Raw genomic sequence first — 15,428 nt, forward strand, 5'->3', positions numbered from 1 at the left:
TTTATTCTGGATTCTGGCTTCTGGCTTCTTTCTTGTTTAAATGGTTAACGGAGTGTAATTCGGGCTAAACCGTAGGGAAGCGTTTGATTAAGACCAATATGTCCACCAGCAACTCGGTAATTCACAATATTGGAGCCGATCGCCGGATTTATACCCGCGTCATCTAGTGCAATTTGCAGAGTAGTTCTAGGAGGTACTGGTTCGCTAAAAACAATCAGAAATCTGCCCTCATCTTTATAGACAATTGAGTCGATTTCGCGATCGCCTTGCGTGACTTTAACATCGTTTGGGGCAATGTTAGCACCCTCTGGTGGGGTGAGCGTGATGAAGGACAAAGGCCCGTGAGAACCTGTATACACGTTAAAGTAATGGTCGTCATTGTATGCTTCAACATCGCTAATCCGAGGTGCGCTGGGATCGTATTGGACTTCTTGTGCTTGAGCAACAGATGGAATACTAGGAACACCTATTGCAGCGATCGCGATCGCAAGAGTTGATAATCGAATTAAGTTTTTCATCACAAATCTCCTTAACAAAGTGAAGTAAATTTATTTGGGAAAAAAGCAGATCGGTTTATAGTAAGTCCGCTCTGCTATGGTTTCTTTTTGCTCGGAATCGGTCTTCATACCTTCTGAGATTCAGATCGTTGAGAGCATAAAAGTAAGGTTCTTGCCGATAGTTATAGATATCGGCGGCATACATAAAACCTATATTCGGTGCTGTTGTGTAAGGGCGATAAACACCTCTAACTCGCTCTTCATAATCGTTGTCAATTGCCAAATCTTCAGTAAATTCAGGCAAATCTTCCACTTGCTGTTTAGTTAATACAGGGACATACACCCGCTTATTTTCGTAATCAATACGAGCCATGCCAACAGGCAGCAAAATTTTCTTACCAAAAACCCAAAAACCCGTATCAACGATGAAATAACGGAAATGAGCATCATCGTCAATCATTATATTGGTTACAGAACCAACCTTATCATCTTGAGCATAAACATCAAAATTTTTGATGTCATAACCATCGAAAATATCATTTTGATAATTAGGATAGTATTCATCCAGTTTATAAAGAGCCATGTTACTTCTCCAAAACTAGCAACCTTAACTATTGGCTAAATTGAACTGGTTATATTTTTAAGATAGATAGAGATAGTGGAAAACTCGTGGAAAAAATTTAGATATAACTATGGACTGATTTTTATTATTTTTTCTATTTCAATAGGTGTAAAGTTTTAATTTGAAATCTTCAATAATTAACACATTGCACATATTCATAATTAATTAAATTCATAAAGATATTGCTAGATATTGTGTTCAATTTGTGCCCTGACAGTGTTTGGAAACACTCATTTTTCATGCTTTTATGCCTGCAAATTAGGAAAATTGAGAGTCATGCTTGCTGCTAAGTATTGGAGAGAATGCAGCAAGCGATCGCTCACGGAGGTGAGTTGGCTACTGACTTCTGACTCCTGAATTCTGTTTGATAAAATTGGATTTTACATTCAATCTATTATTTGCTGTGACTCAAGGTGAGTTTGGCTAATTTACATTAGACGTAACTTGGAAACCAGTAGTAAAACGATAATATTTATGTGGATTTGCCGCTTGGTAGTTCTCGTTACCAGGTTGAACCTGGTAACGAGGGTTTCGAGGCTTTGCCTCCAGGCTGTTGGATTTGTCGCTTTGTCTGAGTGTGAAGAGAGTAATTTCAGGAGGGCAGTTAATCCGTATTGGTATGATACTGAAACCAATTCCTCGGTTCACGTAAAGATGGTTTCCCGGCTGTCCATACCCATCGATCCAACCATCAGCATGAACCTCATCCTCCTTGGTAAAAGTCAACCATGACCATTCTGGGGTGAATGGCAGACGAATTTGCCCTCCGTGGGTGTGCCCTGCCACAGCCACAGGTGCGGTGTTCGCAGGAAATTCAGCAAAGGACTCAGGATGGTGCATCATTACAAATCTGGGTGCTGTATCTGGTACTTGTGCCAGAGCTACTTGGGGTTTATCTTTATCAGCCCAATGCGATCCAATACCTACCAAGTATAAAACTGCTTGCTCATCTAGCTTGGTGGATGACGCCAAGGTTACAGCTTGATTTTGCAACATTTGCACGCCCACAGTTTCCAGAGATGCAGCTAGTTTAGTCGCTTGTGCTACATCGGGGGAAGCGTGCTTAGATTTCATGCCATAGTCATGATTACCTAAAACGGCATATGTAGGAATACCAGCAGCGGTTAATGGACGAACCAACTCAATTGCTTGATTAATTTCCGCGCTGGGGTTATCGCCTGCTTTGTATATAAAGTCACCAACAATCAGCACTGCGCTCGGACGTTCTTTAACTAATTGCGCAACAATTCTGCGGATGGTAGGGGTGTTTGCCAGCCACATTCCCACTTGCCAATCACCAATCACTGCAATTCGTTGCCCCACCCATGCAGCAGGAAGACCGGGTATTACGGCGACTTGTGGTTCAATATCAATAAAATAGGGTTCGATTAAGCCGTAAATTAGAAGTGCAGCAATTAAACCCAATAAACCTAATAATCCCAATAAAAAGTATTTGATTTTCTTCATACTTAGCTTGCAAATTCTATTTTTGCCTGTTATTGAGCGATCGCCTCACAACTAATACTGAGTTCGGGGTAAATGCCTAGATAAACCCATACTTGCAAACAGTGCTGGTGCCAAGAACGCAATCCACAGCGCCGCAAAGCCAGATATCACAGCCTCACGCACCAATCCACTGCTAATCATGAGGCGAAATACAATTACGAGCGTTACCAGTCCCCCCAAGCCGATCGCAACTTTCAGTACTTGCTTTCGGCGGGAAATTTTCGCTGGGGAGTAGCGAACATACCAATATTCAAGCGGCATTCCAATTCCCAAACCTACTGCATAACCAAATAGTTCCCAACCTCTAGGAGAGAAACTGGTGAAAGGAAACACTGCAACAGGTGCTGAAAGACCAAGAACCAGGAAGAATTGAAATGTCCGTCCAGAGAACCAGCGCACAAGCATCGGCCAAAAACGCTGATAAGCGACTACCAAAATCAACGCGATCGCCGCGCCGCCAAGCAAGTCTGCTAGATAGTGTACACCGAGATATAGGCGAGATAGCATGACTAGAAGGACAATACATACCGAAATTATTGCCGGAAGGCGACCAAAAGCAGTTAATGTGCCCCACAGAGTAGTTGCAGTTACTGTGTGTCCACTCGGAAACGACGGTACTCCTGGATGTGTGCGAATAATAATCTGGGGATTGTGGGGACGTGGTACAGGGAAGATTGTCCAAATCAGTACGTCTATCACTGTTCCTAAAAGCACGACACCAAGCAAGCCATAGGCACGCTGTCGTCCCCAAACCCAGAGTGCTAAAGCAAACATCACTGTAACAGCCTTAGCTGTCCCAAATTGTGAGAGAGCCTCAAACAACCAATTCCAACTGCTACCAAACAAGCGCTGAATAGTAATAATTGGCTCAGGACTCCAAAGTATGTCAACCGCCATTTTCCTCAGAATTATTTTTAGATTTACCCTCGTTACCAGGTTCAACCTGGTAACGAGAACTAGAGCCTCTGGCTCCTCATCAGTTTACTTATTGATTCGTCTCAAAGAGCCGAAAACGAACCTGCTGAAAGCGGTTACACTCCAAAACTTTCCCCTGATAGTTAACCTCTGTACCGTCCACCCATGCTTGTTCGGCTGCCATGCCATGAAGGTGTAATTGAACACCTTCATAAGGAAAAGCATAATTTCCCTGTTCTTCCCAAGTTAGCTCCAGGTTATCCGAGTTCTGTATCATTCGGAATTGATCCAATCGCCACTCACCGTGAAATCCAACACTGAATCTAGAAGATCATGCCAGACACTTTACTGCGGAATTGCTGAGGGATACACCTCATCAGCAATTAATACGGGTTTGTTGCTGTATTCTGCTTCTAGCTGCCGCCTCACGTTCAAATCCCAAGTCAGGTTGTATTCCCGTTCTAAATCAGCAACAACAAACGGACGTAACACGCCCGTTACTGCAACCTTCTCATCTTCAGTCACCTTTGGTTGTGGTTTGGTATGCAAGACTAGTAAGTCTTGTCCTCCAAACAACTTGTCTTCATCGAGTGTAAATGAGTTCACACCTGTAATATTTTCAACTTCACCTGTTACCGCTAGCCTTTTACCGTAGTATTGTTTGGGATCTGTAGTAATTTCGCCAGGTTTGGGTGCTTGCGCTAGTGACTGTGCAATAATTGCAGGTTTATTTTCGTACTCTACATATAACTCTGGCTCCAAGTCCAAATCAAATTCTCGTTCAATATCTGCCAGCACAAATTTGCGAACCGTGCCTGTCACTTGAATTGGTACATCATCGTCAGCTGGTAGGGCAAAAGGTTTACCTGTAGCATTTACAACTAGGATGGGTTCACTGCCAAAAAATTGCTGATCGCTAATTGTGAAAGTTGATGGAGCGATTTTTTTGATCGGTTCACTTCTGACAGTTACGGTTTTACCAATCAGTTTATTTGTACTATCAGCGACTTCCTCAGCAGTGACATTAGTTTCTGGTACTGCTGCCTCTCGTTCCAAGTTGTTGGTACAAGCTCCAAGCACCACAGCAGAGAGTACTAAAGCAACAGCTGTATTGGCCTTCCATAGCTTTTGGATAAAATTGCCATTTTGGTTAAATTTACTAATCATTAAGAAAATCTCCTTAAATTTGCTGATAATTTTGCTGAAAAGTGGTTCAATTAGTTACCTTGACCTAATTTAAAAAGACTTGACCATCGCTTTGAATTCTCAATACACCCTGATTGTCATCTAGCCTAGTCTCTTCATCCATTGAAACTGCTAGCATCCCTGACTCTGTGGCAGCTACAGGCATGAATTTTAGCAGTCCTCCATCTTCACGCACGGCTGTAATCGTGACAGGCGTTGGTAAGTCTTGCAGAACAATTTCTTCCCCACCTGCGAGGATTCGAGGCTGGGTATGTGCGATCGCTTGATAGGTAATACGGGCATTGGTATTATTTTTCAATCTCACATCCACTGTGCCTGCTGTTGGTGTGACGGTAGCGATGGGATCTTGTCGGGTTTCTGGAGCGGGTATTGGTTGACGATTGACAGGTAAACCCTCCGGCTTCACCAAAACTCTTGGCTGTACCACAACTCCTGCTTGTCCTCTTAGTCTGAGAGTTGCAGCATTCGGCGGACATCCCTCTGGAACCAAAACTCGATTATTATGTGGTTCTTCATAGTAAATGCGAGGACAGGGATTGAGTGCAGAGGAAGGGGCTGCATTGACTGCCAGGGGTATTGCTGGCAAACCAATTAATAAACTTCCAAAAATGCCTCCTAATAACCCAGCCTTTTTTTTGTTCGTCTGATTTTGTGGACTCATAAATGCCTCCTATTTTGATAATAAAAATTGGGGAAAATCTCAAATTTTTTGAATTTTAAAAACATTATTTTGTCCCAGAGTTTATGTAAAACTTATAACTGGAATTTCAATTGAATTCAGTGTCAAATTGTTTGCCAATCATTAACCCTCTGTTCTAAATAATTTTTTATTGGCAGCTAGCCATTCTTCTTGCAGTTTTAATCTTGGATGGTCTGTGTCATTAATTTCGTACAAATTTGGATAATGATGGTAGTTATAAGTAGCGCGAGCCTCAACAGCCTTATCCTCTTCTTCTGAGGAAACACAAGGCTTATTAACTCCCATTGGTTCATTTAAAATAGCAACTTGATTGATTGCCATAGGAGAGTATGGCACTATAGGTACTACGGGATTGACGTAAGAATAAGTAGCTGGATTCATGCTGTAAGTATTTCTGACCAGATCCTCATAGTCGTAATCAATTCTTAGGTCATCATTAAACTCAGGCAAATTTTTTGCATTCTCTTCAGTAAGTTCCTTAACATAAACTCGTTTTTCAGAGAAATTAATCCGAGAAAGACCAATTGGTAACAATACTTTCTTACCAAAAATCCAAAAGCCTAAGTCAATAATTAAATACCGGAACTTAGCTTCTGTCTCATCAACTAGAGTGTCATTAACAGTACCAATTTTCTCGTCAGAAACATTTGAATAAATACTAAAATCAATAATGTTGTCTTCACCAAATATCTCACGGTAATTTGGAACAATATCTGTGAGTTTTAATAGGGACATTTCATTCTCCAAAATTTTTTAGATGTGTAATTTGAGAAAAAGTTGAGCTGCTCAACTGTTAGAGGAGCTATGATTAACCGGCTGTAGTTTGAGCTTAAGCTTAAATAGTGGAAATCTAGTGAATAATTCAAGCTAATTTTTAAAACTACTGCTGAAGATATAGTGTTACTATTCCCAGTGAAATAGTTAACTACATAGAAATAGAATCAATACCTCTATCTATTACTGCTCTACCCATTCAAGTAATCCAAGAGAGGTAACTCCACCAAAAAAGTGAGCGCCAATCATATTTATATTTGCCAGCATTACAAAAATATCTAGCGAACGAATGACATTTTCCTGGTTATAAACTGCTACTCCTTGCGGTTGGGCTAAAGCTTTCGCCAGTACAACAGCAACTGTCTCTTCAGATCCAATAAAAGCTATTAATAACCCTACTAGACTAACGATTAATCCAAATCTCAAAACCCGAATTATATCCTCTTTTTTTGGATGGATTTGAGGATTGGGGGCTTGTAAACGTTTAGCTAAACGTCTGTAACGGAAAGCCCAGTAAACCCGGAAGCACAACAGCAAAATTCCAATAATAGCTAGAAATATGCCAAAACCGATGCCAGGATTATTCGTTTGGGCAGTTATATTACGGCTAAAGGACGCAAATAACAAAGCGAGAGCAGAAACACTACCTAGTGCTAACTGTACCCAAAAGCTAAATCGACTTACTACACGAAAAGTAGCGGCAAATTCTTGTTTAGTTGGTGGTTGTGAGAAAGGTTCTAAATTATTTAACATATACACCCTTTGATTATTAGTCATTTGTCATTTGTCATTCGTCATTAATTATTAAGTATTAGACAAATAACAAATGCTAGTTTTAAGTTAGGGTGTAATCGTGGAAAACTGGTGGAGAATGCCTAAATTATAAAAAATTATTACTTAAGAGTTAACTTGCTATCTATCAAGAGACTTATCTGACATTTTGTACAAATTATTTATTTCTACCAACCCTATTTTTTTACACATTTCAGCCTAAAGCTGCTGCTACTTGAGTAGCAAGTTTTTGAGGATTAAAGGGTTTACTAATTACGCCTTTTACACCCAATTGAGTAAACTTATACGCTTCAGTACTACGCCCTCTAGCTGTCAGTAAAATTACAGGGATATGCTTAGTCGTTGGATTTGCTTGTAAATTTTGAAAAGTACTTGTTCCATCCATATCGGGCATCATTACATCTAAAAGGATGGCATCAGGTTGAGCAGTTTGAGCCAATAGCAGTCCTTCAGTGCCACTTTTAGCAGTCAATACTTGCCAACCCCCCATGATTTCCAGGCAAGTTTGAATCAATTTACGGATATCGTCTTCATCATCAATAACAAGGATTTGCTTGGCACTCATCGTTATTTTCTTCCTATCTTTGAATCACCAGGTAAAGGCGATCGCTTGCTATTAAAAATCTTCTAGTGTATGAAAGCCTTTAGTTAGAAAACGAGTATATGTATCTGAAATCAACATAATATTCAAGGCACCGCTGCTGTTAAGCAGCGGAGAGTGTTACTGTCTGCCAAGAAGTTACGGTTTGTAGGCGAGAGATATTTAACCTAAATAATTACACTCCACTAAGTTAGACTTTTTATCACTACTTAAGAGTGCCTTGAATCTATCAGTCTAGATTCCAGTAATAACTCCCCGGTATTGTTACTACAACATTTTTTAGCCGATGGAGAGCATCATGGCAAATTGCTAAAGGAGCAGTTTTACCGTAAGTCTTTTTCTCTTTATCAAAGCTTACCGCAAAGGGTAGACCTGGGAAAGCATTAGACTCAAAACGAGAGATTTCAAAGTAAGCAGACTCAGAGTTTTCTAAAGTTTGAACAACCAGTTCTAAAGCTGCCCTCATATCTGTTGAATATGGGCGTAGAGGTAAGTTGAACTGTTGGGATACAACCTGGTCTAAATCTGCTAGTGAGTTTAGTTGAACAGTTGCAGTACGATATTGTGTTGTTTCCATTTTATACTTGCTTAAATTCTGCTGCAAAAAATTTTATGGTACTCATCCCTAAAAATAGACTTCAAAAGTGGAAATCTGGTGTAGAAATATAGAATTCCCAAGCACATGAACCTGAAAAGTTTTTGAGTGAATTATCCAGTACACCCATCAAAAATTGGTTACCAGTTCATACGCTGTAACGCTTTGAAATTGCATAATTGCTCGCGAGGTTAGTTATTAGTCATTAATAACTAAGGACAAATGACGGTCTTAACGAAAAAAGTACAATATGTATGCACTACAGCTTATTATCCTGATGTTATCGAGGAAATAAAGTGGCGTAGCTTTCTCAAGTATTCAATCTAATAAATTTGTTAAAAGTACAGCAATCTAGGGCTGTAGGAGGAAGAATTTTTCTATACAGGCGACATAATGGCAATGATAGATATCTCCTGCCCCAAGTACAACTACGGCGCGACCAAAGAGAAGAGAAAATGCAAAGATTGACGCGCTCCCAGCTAAAATGCTATGGCGTTGCTATCTTAACAGTTTTACTAGCACTGCTACTTACACAGTCGCTATGGCTAATGCATAGGTTTAGTGCTTACCCGCTATTTTTTGCCGCTGTTATGGTTAGCTCTTGGTATGGTGGTTTAGAACCGGGGCTACTAGCGACTGTTCTGTCTGCTTTAGCTTGTGCATACTTTTTTTTACCTCCACTTTATTCGCTGGCTGTGATTGGATTTAATGCAGTGGGGCTGGTTCAGTTTGTTTTGGTGTCACTGCTGATTAGCATATTAAATCAGATGTTGCGTTCTGCCCAACAGCAAGCCGAAATCAATGCAATAGAAGCACAACACAACTACGATCGCCTACGTCAAAGCCAAGAAAAATTGCACCAAAGCGAACAACGCTACCGTTTGTTTGTGGAAGGAGTAAAAGAATACGCAATTTTCATGCTCGATCCGAACGGATTATTTATCAATTGGAATATTGGAGCAGAACGCATTTTAGGTTATCAGGAAGCAGAAATTATTGGTCGGCATTTCCGGTACATTTTTACACCAGACGCAATTGAACGCGGACAACCGGAACAAGTACTGAGAACGGCAGTTAGGGAAGGTTTTTCTAAGGAAAATCGCTGGCATATTCGTAAGGATGGCACACATTTTTGGTCGTATTGTGTCATCATACCTTTACGAGATCGGGACGGAAATCTGCGCGGCTTTTCAAAAATTATGCAAGATTTGACTGAACGAAAACAGGCTGAGGAAGAGCGCGAGCAACTACTACTGCGCGAACAAGCCGCACGCGCTGTTAGCGAAGCGGCACTTTGTGCGGCAGAAGCAGCAAATCGTTCCAAAGATGATTTCTTAGCAGTAGTCTCTCATGAATTACGTACCCCCATGACCGCAATTTTGGGGTGGGTTGGAATGTTGCAAACAGGTAGGCTGGATGAAGCTAGAGCCAAAGATGCGCTTGAGACGATTGAGCGCAACGCTAACTTGCAGATGCAACTGATTGAAGATCTACTTGATATTTCGCGCATTGTTCAGGGGAATCTCTCGTTGAATTTTGGCAGAGTTGATTTGGTAGAAGCGATCGCCCAAGCTTTAGAAGTTGTACAACCAGTGGCAGATGCTAAATCTATTCAAATTGAATCAGCGCTTGATACCTCGGTAGAGCCGATTTGGGGTGACTCAGATCGTTTACAACAAGTCGTGTTGAATCTGCTTTCCAATGCAATCAAGTTTACACCCAATGGCGGACGGGTTGAGGTAAGGCTGTCAAAGGTACTAGAGACTAGGGACTGGGGACTAGGGACTAGGAAAAGGACAAGGAGACAAGGAGACAAGGAGACAAGGGGAGAAGACGTGAATTACGGCTCTGCACCTATTACCCAGTACCCAATACCCAATCCCCGATCCCCAATCTCTAACTATGCCCAAATCCAGGTGAGCGACACAGGTAAGGGTATTAGTCCAGATTTTCTACCGTATGTTTTTGAGCGTTTTCGTCAAGCAGACAGCACAAGCACCCGATCGAGTAAGGGTTTAGGTTTAGGACTGGCGATCGCTCGTCATTTGGTAGAGTTACACGGCGGCACTATTGCTGCCCAAAGCCAAGGAATAGGTCAAGGGGCAACATTCACAGTCAAGCTGCCGCTTACAGCCATCCCCTCGTCAGAAGATGCTCAGACAAACAATACAGCCCAGATACAGCCGCCAACGATTACGGAAGATGCAGCACCATTAGACAATCCTCCAAAACTTGACGGCTTACGCCTGCTGATTGTGGACGACGAAGCGGACACGCGCAAGTGGATTAGCACGGTACTGCAAGAGTGTGGAGCAGAAGTGATTGCCGTTGGCTCAACAGGTGAAGCACTGGCATCGCTAGAACAATTTAAACCAGATGTGTTAGTGAGTGATATCAGTATGCCAGATGAGGATGGTTACACGCTTATCCGTAAAATTAGGGAGCTTGAACCGGAAATGGGTGGACGCATTCCTGCTGTGGCACTTACAGGGTATGCGAGGGTAGAAGATTATAGACAGGCTATTGAAGCAGGCTTTCAGCTACACGTCGCTAAACCAGTTAGAGCAATCGAGTTAGTTGCAGTAGTTGCCAGCCTTGGCAGAATGTCTGGAAAACTATAGAATCCAAAAGCTTCAAGGATTATTGAATGAATTGCTCAATGCTCCACAAGATTTCCACTTTTTAGAGATATCTTCAAACTAGAAGCAGTTCAATTGCTGAACTAGCATCCAACAACTTAACCTCAACATCATTTTTACCTGACTTTTAGGTATTGCACATTGGAAATGATTTAGAAAAAAAATACAGAATTCAATCATTTTTTGATTGTGCAATGCCTATTTCTTTTCCTGAGGTTGAGAAAACTCAGAGGATATTTTCTATGTTTAGCTTCTTACGTTGGTCATCAGGTAGCGCCGCTTTGCTAGGAGTTACTATGACATTTGGCGCGATCGCTCCTGTATTCATTTCTGCTCCCGCCGTTGCTCAAACGACTTCTCCATCTCCAAGTCCGGGTGCAGAGGTCAACTTTTCTGATGTTGCACCTAATTTCTGGGCGCGACCATTTATTCAAGCTCTAGCTCAAAGAAACATCATTACAGGCTTTCCCAATGGAACCTTTAGACCACAGCAGCCTGTGGAACGTGCAGAATTTGCTGCCATGATTGCCAAAGCTTTTGAGCAGAATCAAGTTCGGCAGTTAGCTGAATCTGGATTTAGAGATGTCAAGAGCGGTTACTGGGCGGCTTCTGAAATAGAAGAAGCTTTTCAAACAGGATTTATGAAAGGCTACGGTGGTGGACTGTTTTTGCCAGAGCAACCCATTCCCAGAGCACAGGCGATAACTGCTTTAGCAAATGGTTTGGGCTTGTCTGTTGATGGCACATCGGCAAATATTCTCAGAAGTTACTACCAAGATGCTGGATGGATACCTGCTTACGCTATCAATCCTATAGCTGCTGCCACACAAGCAAATATTGTGGTCAACTACCCAAATCTACGATCTCTCAATCCACTCCGAAATCTCACCCGTGCGGAAGCAGCAGCACTTTTATATCAAGCCTTGGTACAGCAAGGTAAAATAGAACCACTTGCTAGCAATGTTGCGGCTACTAATTACATTGTGGGTCGCAATAATGGGGTCAGTCAAACCACTTCAACTACTACATCTAACACAACTACTTCAACGACTTCCACAACAGAGCCTGGTACCATTGGTGATATTTATGCTCTGTCTACATTGAACTTTACAACATTGAGTTCTGCATTAAAAACAGCAGGTTTAGCAGATACTCTCAAGAGCAAAGGCCCTTATACAGTTTTTGCTCCGACTGATGAAGCCTTTGCTGCTTTACCTAAAGAAACTCTAAACCAATTGCTACAACCTAAGAATCGAGAAACGCTAGCTAGGATTTTGAGATACCATGTGGTGCTTGGTGAACTCACTAGCAATGAACTCAAGCGTGGAGAACTGAAAACACTCGCCGAAAGACCTGTCAATATTCAAATTAATCCCAGTACTAATCAAATCGCGGTGAATGATGCGAGTGTGACTCAACCAAACATCCAAGCAAGTAACGGTGTTATCCATGCGATTAATGAAGTTTTAATACCACCTAATCTCAATTTGAACCAGTTAGAGAAGTAACTGTACTGTGGTATCTAAAGCAGCAGGCAGCATTCCGGTTGATGCTTTCTTGGCTCCTCCAGAGTGAGAGATGAGGTATGAAAGGTATAAAAATAAACTCATTTAATACCACCTAATCTCAATTTGAACCAGTTAGAGAAGTAACTGTACTGTGGTATCTAAAGCAGCAGGCAGCATTCCGGTTGATGCTTTCTTGGCTCCTCCAGAGTGAGAGATGAGGTATGAAAGGTATAAAAATAAACTCATTGATTTTGGCATTGGTAGCAGCCGTGAGCGTGTTTTTGCTCTCAACAACGGCTTTAGCACAAACTGATGTCAACATCAATAACAGTAATATCATCCGGTTTGGGGGTGATGTAATCGTCCCTCCTAACCAGGTTGTGGAAAATGCCCACGCGATCGGCGGTGATGTGATGATTCAAGAAGGAGCAAGAGTTACCCAAACAGCGATCGCCATTGACGGAGACGTGATTCTAGAAAAGGGTGCTCGTGTTGACGGTGATGCTTACGCAGTGGGAGGAGAAATTATCACAGAGCCGGGAGCTACTATTGGCGGTGCTTCAGCCACAGTCTTAGAGAATGGTAGATGGGGGATGTATGGTAGGACGAGGGGAACTAGCAGCTTTGCGGTTCGCTATTTATTACATACTACTTTTCATCTTCTCAACGCACTCATCGGAACTATTATTGGTGTTTTAATTTTAGTTTGGCGACCAAATTTTTTGCTGAACTTGGCAGCGACTGTGAATCAGTATCCTCTGCAAAGTGGGTTGTGGGGTTTAGGGGGTTTGTTTGCTGTCATTTTGCTAGTTATCTTGCTAGCAGTGAGCTTAATTGGAATACCGTTGTTACCCCTAGTTGGTTTGGTAGTTGCCGTTACAGCTATACTCGGAACTCTTGGAGTTACTCTTTGGGTTGGGCAAAGAGCTTCGACTTCTGCACAGCGATCGCCCATGCAACAATTTTTCATCGGTGTGCTGATTTTAACTGTAATCGGTTTGATTCCGGTACTGGGAGGGTTGGTGTTGTCAGTGGTGAATATTTTTGGTTTTGGTGCATTACTGCTGTGGTTGTTCAATAAAAGGCGATCAGCCTAGCGTGCCGTAGGTATTCGCAAGCTGTGGGGTAAACAAAACATAACTCAAGGCTGAGCGTACTCGGCAGTTTGTATGCCGAACAGTTGCAATAATTCGGGCATAATATTTCGATTTTAACCAAAGGAAAAATAGGTAACACTACCATGCATCCTTTAGCAAGTATTAAACCACTGTGTGTATAGCTCTATTCTTGTGCAACTACAAAACAGACATAACAAAATTGTACTAATTAGTATTTGCTGTAACTACAAGAGATTGAACAATGAATCTTTTCTTACAGGTGAATCTCGTCCCGTTCCCAAACATCAGGGAGATGAAGTAGTAGCTGGTTCGGTTAACGGTGAAGGTTCGGTAAAAGTTAAAGTTACTCGTATAGATGCGGTGAAAGCTTTAAATTTAGCACAGAAAACTTACAGCAAAATGATTCAAAATTTGGCATGGGCAACAGGTTACAATGTGATTGCCATTCCCCTGGCCGCTGGTGTGCTTTATACTTGGGGAATTTTACTTTCGCCAGCCGTGGGAGCATTGTTAATGAGTTTATCAACTGTGATTGTGGCAATTAACGCTGTGATGTTGCGACGGGCGAAGTTGGCTTGATAGGACTTATGCAATAATTCTGTGAAAATCTGATGCCGTAATCATATCAGGCGTTGAATTAGGTGAAGCAGGCTCGAAGTGCAACACCATATCTGTTCTGGACGTAAACCTAGAGATTCATACGTACCTCCTTCGCGATCACTAAACTCAACTACAAGAGAGTTTTAGGAACTTCAATCCTGCTAACAAATAATTCTATTTACGATTAGATAGACTGAAAATTACAACACTTTTGGCCGCCGTCCGTCACGTCATGGTCAAACAGCACTGTCAGTCCCACGTACTCACGAACAACTATTTGCTCGTACACAATGCCAGGTCGTTTTGCGATCGCTCCCACCGCAATAATCAAGGGATGGATGCCGATGGGAATGCCCCAACTCATCCCACCTTGACCCACCATTCCCAGGGAGGTGACAGAGACTGTACCCATCATGCGTTTGAACAGAAAAGGATTGCGAAACAATGGTTGCCAGAAGAACTTTTCGCGCACAAACCGTGGCAGCATCGTAAAGATTTTTGTCATCCAGGCGGCACGAGTCGAACCAATTTGCACTTCTGGTGCTGCTAGGGGTGATTGTTGCGCGGCGCGGATTTCGGAGTGGATGACAGCTACACTTTTCTCATTCGCTTTCCGAACGATGTAAGGCATCGGTAGCGTCTCGCCTGCGCCTGGTTCACCGACTGCTCGTTCCACGATTACCGTCACATCCACATCATCAAAAATCACTAACCGCCGTTTTCCCTTGCGGAGTGCATGGATGCACTTGTGTTCGCTGACTGCCTGAGCAAGACACTTAACGATCCAGCCCGTAAAACTGATGCTTTGACCAGTCTTTGCCTTCTGGTCACGGATGGTATCTCGTGCTGCCGTCACATCAATTTCTAGCAGGATGGGGACATGATGCCGTTTGCTGCCCCAAATCAGTGTATCGATTGTGGGGTTGCGAAAATCTGGAAACTTGCGCTCCTCAAAGCTTCCAATTAAATCTAGTTGGTGCATCTGTTGTCTCCTCAGATTGTATGATTCCCAATAGCAGCGCGATCGCGCTTGGTGCAACTATAATTTTAAGATTTCAAAGTTTTCGCTTTGGTGCATTACTGTTGTGGTTGGTGAGCAAACGGCGTACTGCAAAGCAGAGCCGTAGGCATTTGCAAACCTTGGACTAACACCAGTTTTACAACATAAGTATTTTGGCTGTATTACTCAATAATCCACCAGTTTTCCACTTTTTATAGATATATTTAACAAAATAGAAGCAGTTGAGTAAATTTACCGAGGTTCATTAAATTAACCTCAATACTGTTTTTCACCAGTTGTTAGTTGTTACACACTTAATAGGCAGAAACATAGTTCTTCTGTCAAAGTTTTAGCT

17 protein-coding genes are annotated in these 15,428 nt (G+C 42.1%); 5 read left to right on the plus strand and 12 right to left on the minus strand.

Going from position 1 to position 15,428, the window contains the following annotated elements:
• Positions 1-44 precede the first annotated feature (44 nt).
• From UYC_RS0133795 to UYC_RS0133845, 11 genes are all read right to left on the minus strand, one after another.
• A complete protein-coding gene (locus UYC_RS0133795) occupies positions 45-518 on the minus strand; it encodes a DUF2808 domain-containing protein (RefSeq protein WP_016876806.1) in 474 nt (157 codons plus the stop codon).
• Between the two features lie 55 nt (positions 519-573).
• Positions 574-1,080, minus strand: coding sequence for a PRC-barrel domain-containing protein (locus UYC_RS0133800; RefSeq protein WP_016876807.1), 507 nt, complete (start codon positions 1,078-1,080; stop codon positions 574-576).
• A gap of 462 nt (positions 1,081-1,542) precedes the next feature.
• Positions 1,543-2,586 (minus strand): metallophosphoesterase, encoded by a 1,044-nt coding sequence (locus UYC_RS0133805; RefSeq protein ID WP_016876808.1) that lies wholly within the window; start codon positions 2,584-2,586, stop codon positions 1,543-1,545.
• A 51-nt stretch (positions 2,587-2,637) separates the two neighbouring features.
• The gene (locus UYC_RS0133810; RefSeq protein ID WP_016876809.1) at positions 2,638-3,522 is read right to left on the minus strand and encodes a phosphatase PAP2 family protein; all 885 of its coding nucleotides are present in this window, start codon (positions 3,520-3,522) and stop codon (positions 2,638-2,640) included.
• A gap of 88 nt (positions 3,523-3,610) precedes the next feature.
• Entirely contained in the window at positions 3,611-3,817 is a 207-nt protein-coding gene (locus tag UYC_RS0133815; protein ID WP_016876810.1) for a hypothetical protein, read from the minus strand.
• Between the two features lie 68 nt (positions 3,818-3,885).
• Positions 3,886-4,707 carry a hypothetical protein gene (locus UYC_RS0133820; protein ID WP_016876811.1) on the minus strand — a complete coding sequence of 274 codons (822 nt, stop codon included), beginning with the start codon at positions 4,705-4,707 and terminating at the stop codon, positions 3,886-3,888.
• 64 nt (positions 4,708-4,771) lie between these two features.
• A complete protein-coding gene (locus tag UYC_RS0133825; RefSeq protein WP_016876812.1) occupies positions 4,772-5,407 on the minus strand; it encodes a hypothetical protein in 636 nt (211 codons plus the stop codon).
• A 141-nt stretch (positions 5,408-5,548) separates the two neighbouring features.
• Entirely contained in the window at positions 5,549-6,181 is a 633-nt protein-coding gene (locus UYC_RS0133830) for a PRC-barrel domain-containing protein (RefSeq protein WP_016876813.1), read from the minus strand.
• A gap of 222 nt (positions 6,182-6,403) precedes the next feature.
• Positions 6,404-6,973: a DUF3611 family protein gene (locus UYC_RS0133835; RefSeq protein WP_016876814.1), complete on the minus strand. Its 570-nt coding sequence runs from the start codon at positions 6,971-6,973 to the stop codon at positions 6,404-6,406.
• Between the two features lie 232 nt (positions 6,974-7,205).
• On the minus strand, positions 7,206-7,577 hold the full coding sequence (locus UYC_RS0133840; RefSeq protein ID WP_016876815.1) for a response regulator: 372 nt from the start codon (positions 7,575-7,577) through the stop codon (positions 7,206-7,208).
• A gap of 265 nt (positions 7,578-7,842) precedes the next feature.
• On the minus strand, positions 7,843-8,190 hold the full coding sequence (locus UYC_RS0133845; RefSeq protein WP_016876816.1) for a hypothetical protein: 348 nt from the start codon (positions 8,188-8,190) through the stop codon (positions 7,843-7,845).
• Between the two features lie 473 nt (positions 8,191-8,663).
• Here UYC_RS0133845 and UYC_RS0133850 point away from each other — a divergent pair, with 473 nt between their 5' ends.
• From UYC_RS0133850 to UYC_RS39750, 4 genes are all read left to right on the plus strand, one after another.
• Positions 8,664-10,829, plus strand: coding sequence for an ATP-binding response regulator (locus tag UYC_RS0133850; protein ID WP_016876817.1), 2,166 nt, complete (start codon positions 8,664-8,666; stop codon positions 10,827-10,829).
• A 260-nt stretch (positions 10,830-11,089) separates the two neighbouring features.
• Complete coding sequence (locus UYC_RS0133855) at positions 11,090-12,355, plus strand: fasciclin domain-containing protein (protein WP_016876818.1); 1,266 nt, start codon at positions 11,090-11,092, stop codon at positions 12,353-12,355.
• A 221-nt stretch (positions 12,356-12,576) separates the two neighbouring features.
• Complete coding sequence (locus UYC_RS0133860; RefSeq protein WP_016876819.1) at positions 12,577-13,452, plus strand: DUF8173 domain-containing protein; 876 nt, start codon at positions 12,577-12,579, stop codon at positions 13,450-13,452.
• Positions 13,453-13,644: 192 nt separating this feature from the next.
• Positions 13,645-14,052, plus strand: coding sequence for a P-type ATPase actuator domain-containing protein (locus UYC_RS39750; protein WP_016879837.1), 408 nt, complete (start codon positions 13,645-13,647; stop codon positions 14,050-14,052).
• A gap of 205 nt (positions 14,053-14,257) precedes the next feature.
• Here UYC_RS39750 and UYC_RS0133870 read toward each other — a convergent pair whose 3' ends face one another.
• Positions 14,258-15,055 carry a 2-oxo acid dehydrogenase subunit E2 gene (locus tag UYC_RS0133870; protein ID WP_016876821.1) on the minus strand — a complete coding sequence of 266 codons (798 nt, stop codon included), beginning with the start codon at positions 15,053-15,055 and terminating at the stop codon, positions 14,258-14,260.
• A gap of 20 nt (positions 15,056-15,075) precedes the next feature.
• Here UYC_RS0133870 and UYC_RS39230 point away from each other — a divergent pair, with 20 nt between their 5' ends.
• Entirely contained in the window at positions 15,076-15,222 is a 147-nt protein-coding gene (locus UYC_RS39230) for a hypothetical protein (RefSeq protein ID WP_016876822.1), read from the plus strand.
• Positions 15,223-15,428: the final 206 nt, after the last annotated feature.

The organism is Chlorogloeopsis fritschii PCC 6912 (assembly GCF_000317285.1).
Lineage (GTDB): Bacteria > Cyanobacteriota > Cyanobacteriia > Cyanobacteriales > Nostocaceae > Chlorogloeopsis > Chlorogloeopsis fritschii.

What these genes read in the sequence shown, in the direction of transcription:
- UYC_RS0133795 (WP_016876806.1), bottom strand. Translation starts at nt 518, where the DNA reads ATGAAAAACTTAATTCGATTATCAACTCTTGCGATCGCGATCGCTGCA.
- UYC_RS0133800 (WP_016876807.1), bottom strand. Translation starts at nt 1,080, where the DNA reads ATGGCTCTTTATAAACTGGATGAATACTATCCTAATTATCAAAATGAT.
- UYC_RS0133805 (WP_016876808.1), bottom strand. Translation starts at nt 2,586, where the DNA reads ATGAAGAAAATCAAATACTTTTTATTGGGATTATTAGGTTTATTGGGT.
- UYC_RS0133810 (WP_016876809.1), bottom strand. Translation starts at nt 3,522, where the DNA reads ATGGCGGTTGACATACTTTGGAGTCCTGAGCCAATTATTACTATTCAG.
- UYC_RS0133815 (WP_016876810.1), bottom strand. Translation starts at nt 3,817, where the DNA reads ATGATACAGAACTCGGATAACCTGGAGCTAACTTGGGAAGAACAGGGA.
- UYC_RS0133820 (WP_016876811.1), bottom strand. Translation starts at nt 4,707, where the DNA reads ATGATTAGTAAATTTAACCAAAATGGCAATTTTATCCAAAAGCTATGG.
- UYC_RS0133825 (WP_016876812.1), bottom strand. Translation starts at nt 5,407, where the DNA reads ATGAGTCCACAAAATCAGACGAACAAAAAAAAGGCTGGGTTATTAGGA.
- UYC_RS0133830 (WP_016876813.1), bottom strand. Translation starts at nt 6,181, where the DNA reads ATGTCCCTATTAAAACTCACAGATATTGTTCCAAATTACCGTGAGATA.
- UYC_RS0133835 (WP_016876814.1), bottom strand. Translation starts at nt 6,973, where the DNA reads ATGTTAAATAATTTAGAACCTTTCTCACAACCACCAACTAAACAAGAA.
- UYC_RS0133840 (WP_016876815.1), bottom strand. Translation starts at nt 7,577, where the DNA reads ATGAGTGCCAAGCAAATCCTTGTTATTGATGATGAAGACGATATCCGT.
- UYC_RS0133845 (WP_016876816.1), bottom strand. Translation starts at nt 8,190, where the DNA reads ATGGAAACAACACAATATCGTACTGCAACTGTTCAACTAAACTCACTA.
- UYC_RS0133850 (WP_016876817.1), top strand. Translation starts at nt 8,664, where the DNA reads ATGCAAAGATTGACGCGCTCCCAGCTAAAATGCTATGGCGTTGCTATC.
- UYC_RS0133855 (WP_016876818.1), top strand. Translation starts at nt 11,090, where the DNA reads ATGTTTAGCTTCTTACGTTGGTCATCAGGTAGCGCCGCTTTGCTAGGA.
- UYC_RS0133860 (WP_016876819.1), top strand. Translation starts at nt 12,577, where the DNA reads ATGAAAGGTATAAAAATAAACTCATTGATTTTGGCATTGGTAGCAGCC.
- UYC_RS0133870 (WP_016876821.1), bottom strand. Translation starts at nt 15,055, where the DNA reads ATGCACCAACTAGATTTAATTGGAAGCTTTGAGGAGCGCAAGTTTCCA.
- UYC_RS39230 (WP_016876822.1), top strand. Translation starts at nt 15,076, where the DNA reads ATGATTCCCAATAGCAGCGCGATCGCGCTTGGTGCAACTATAATTTTA.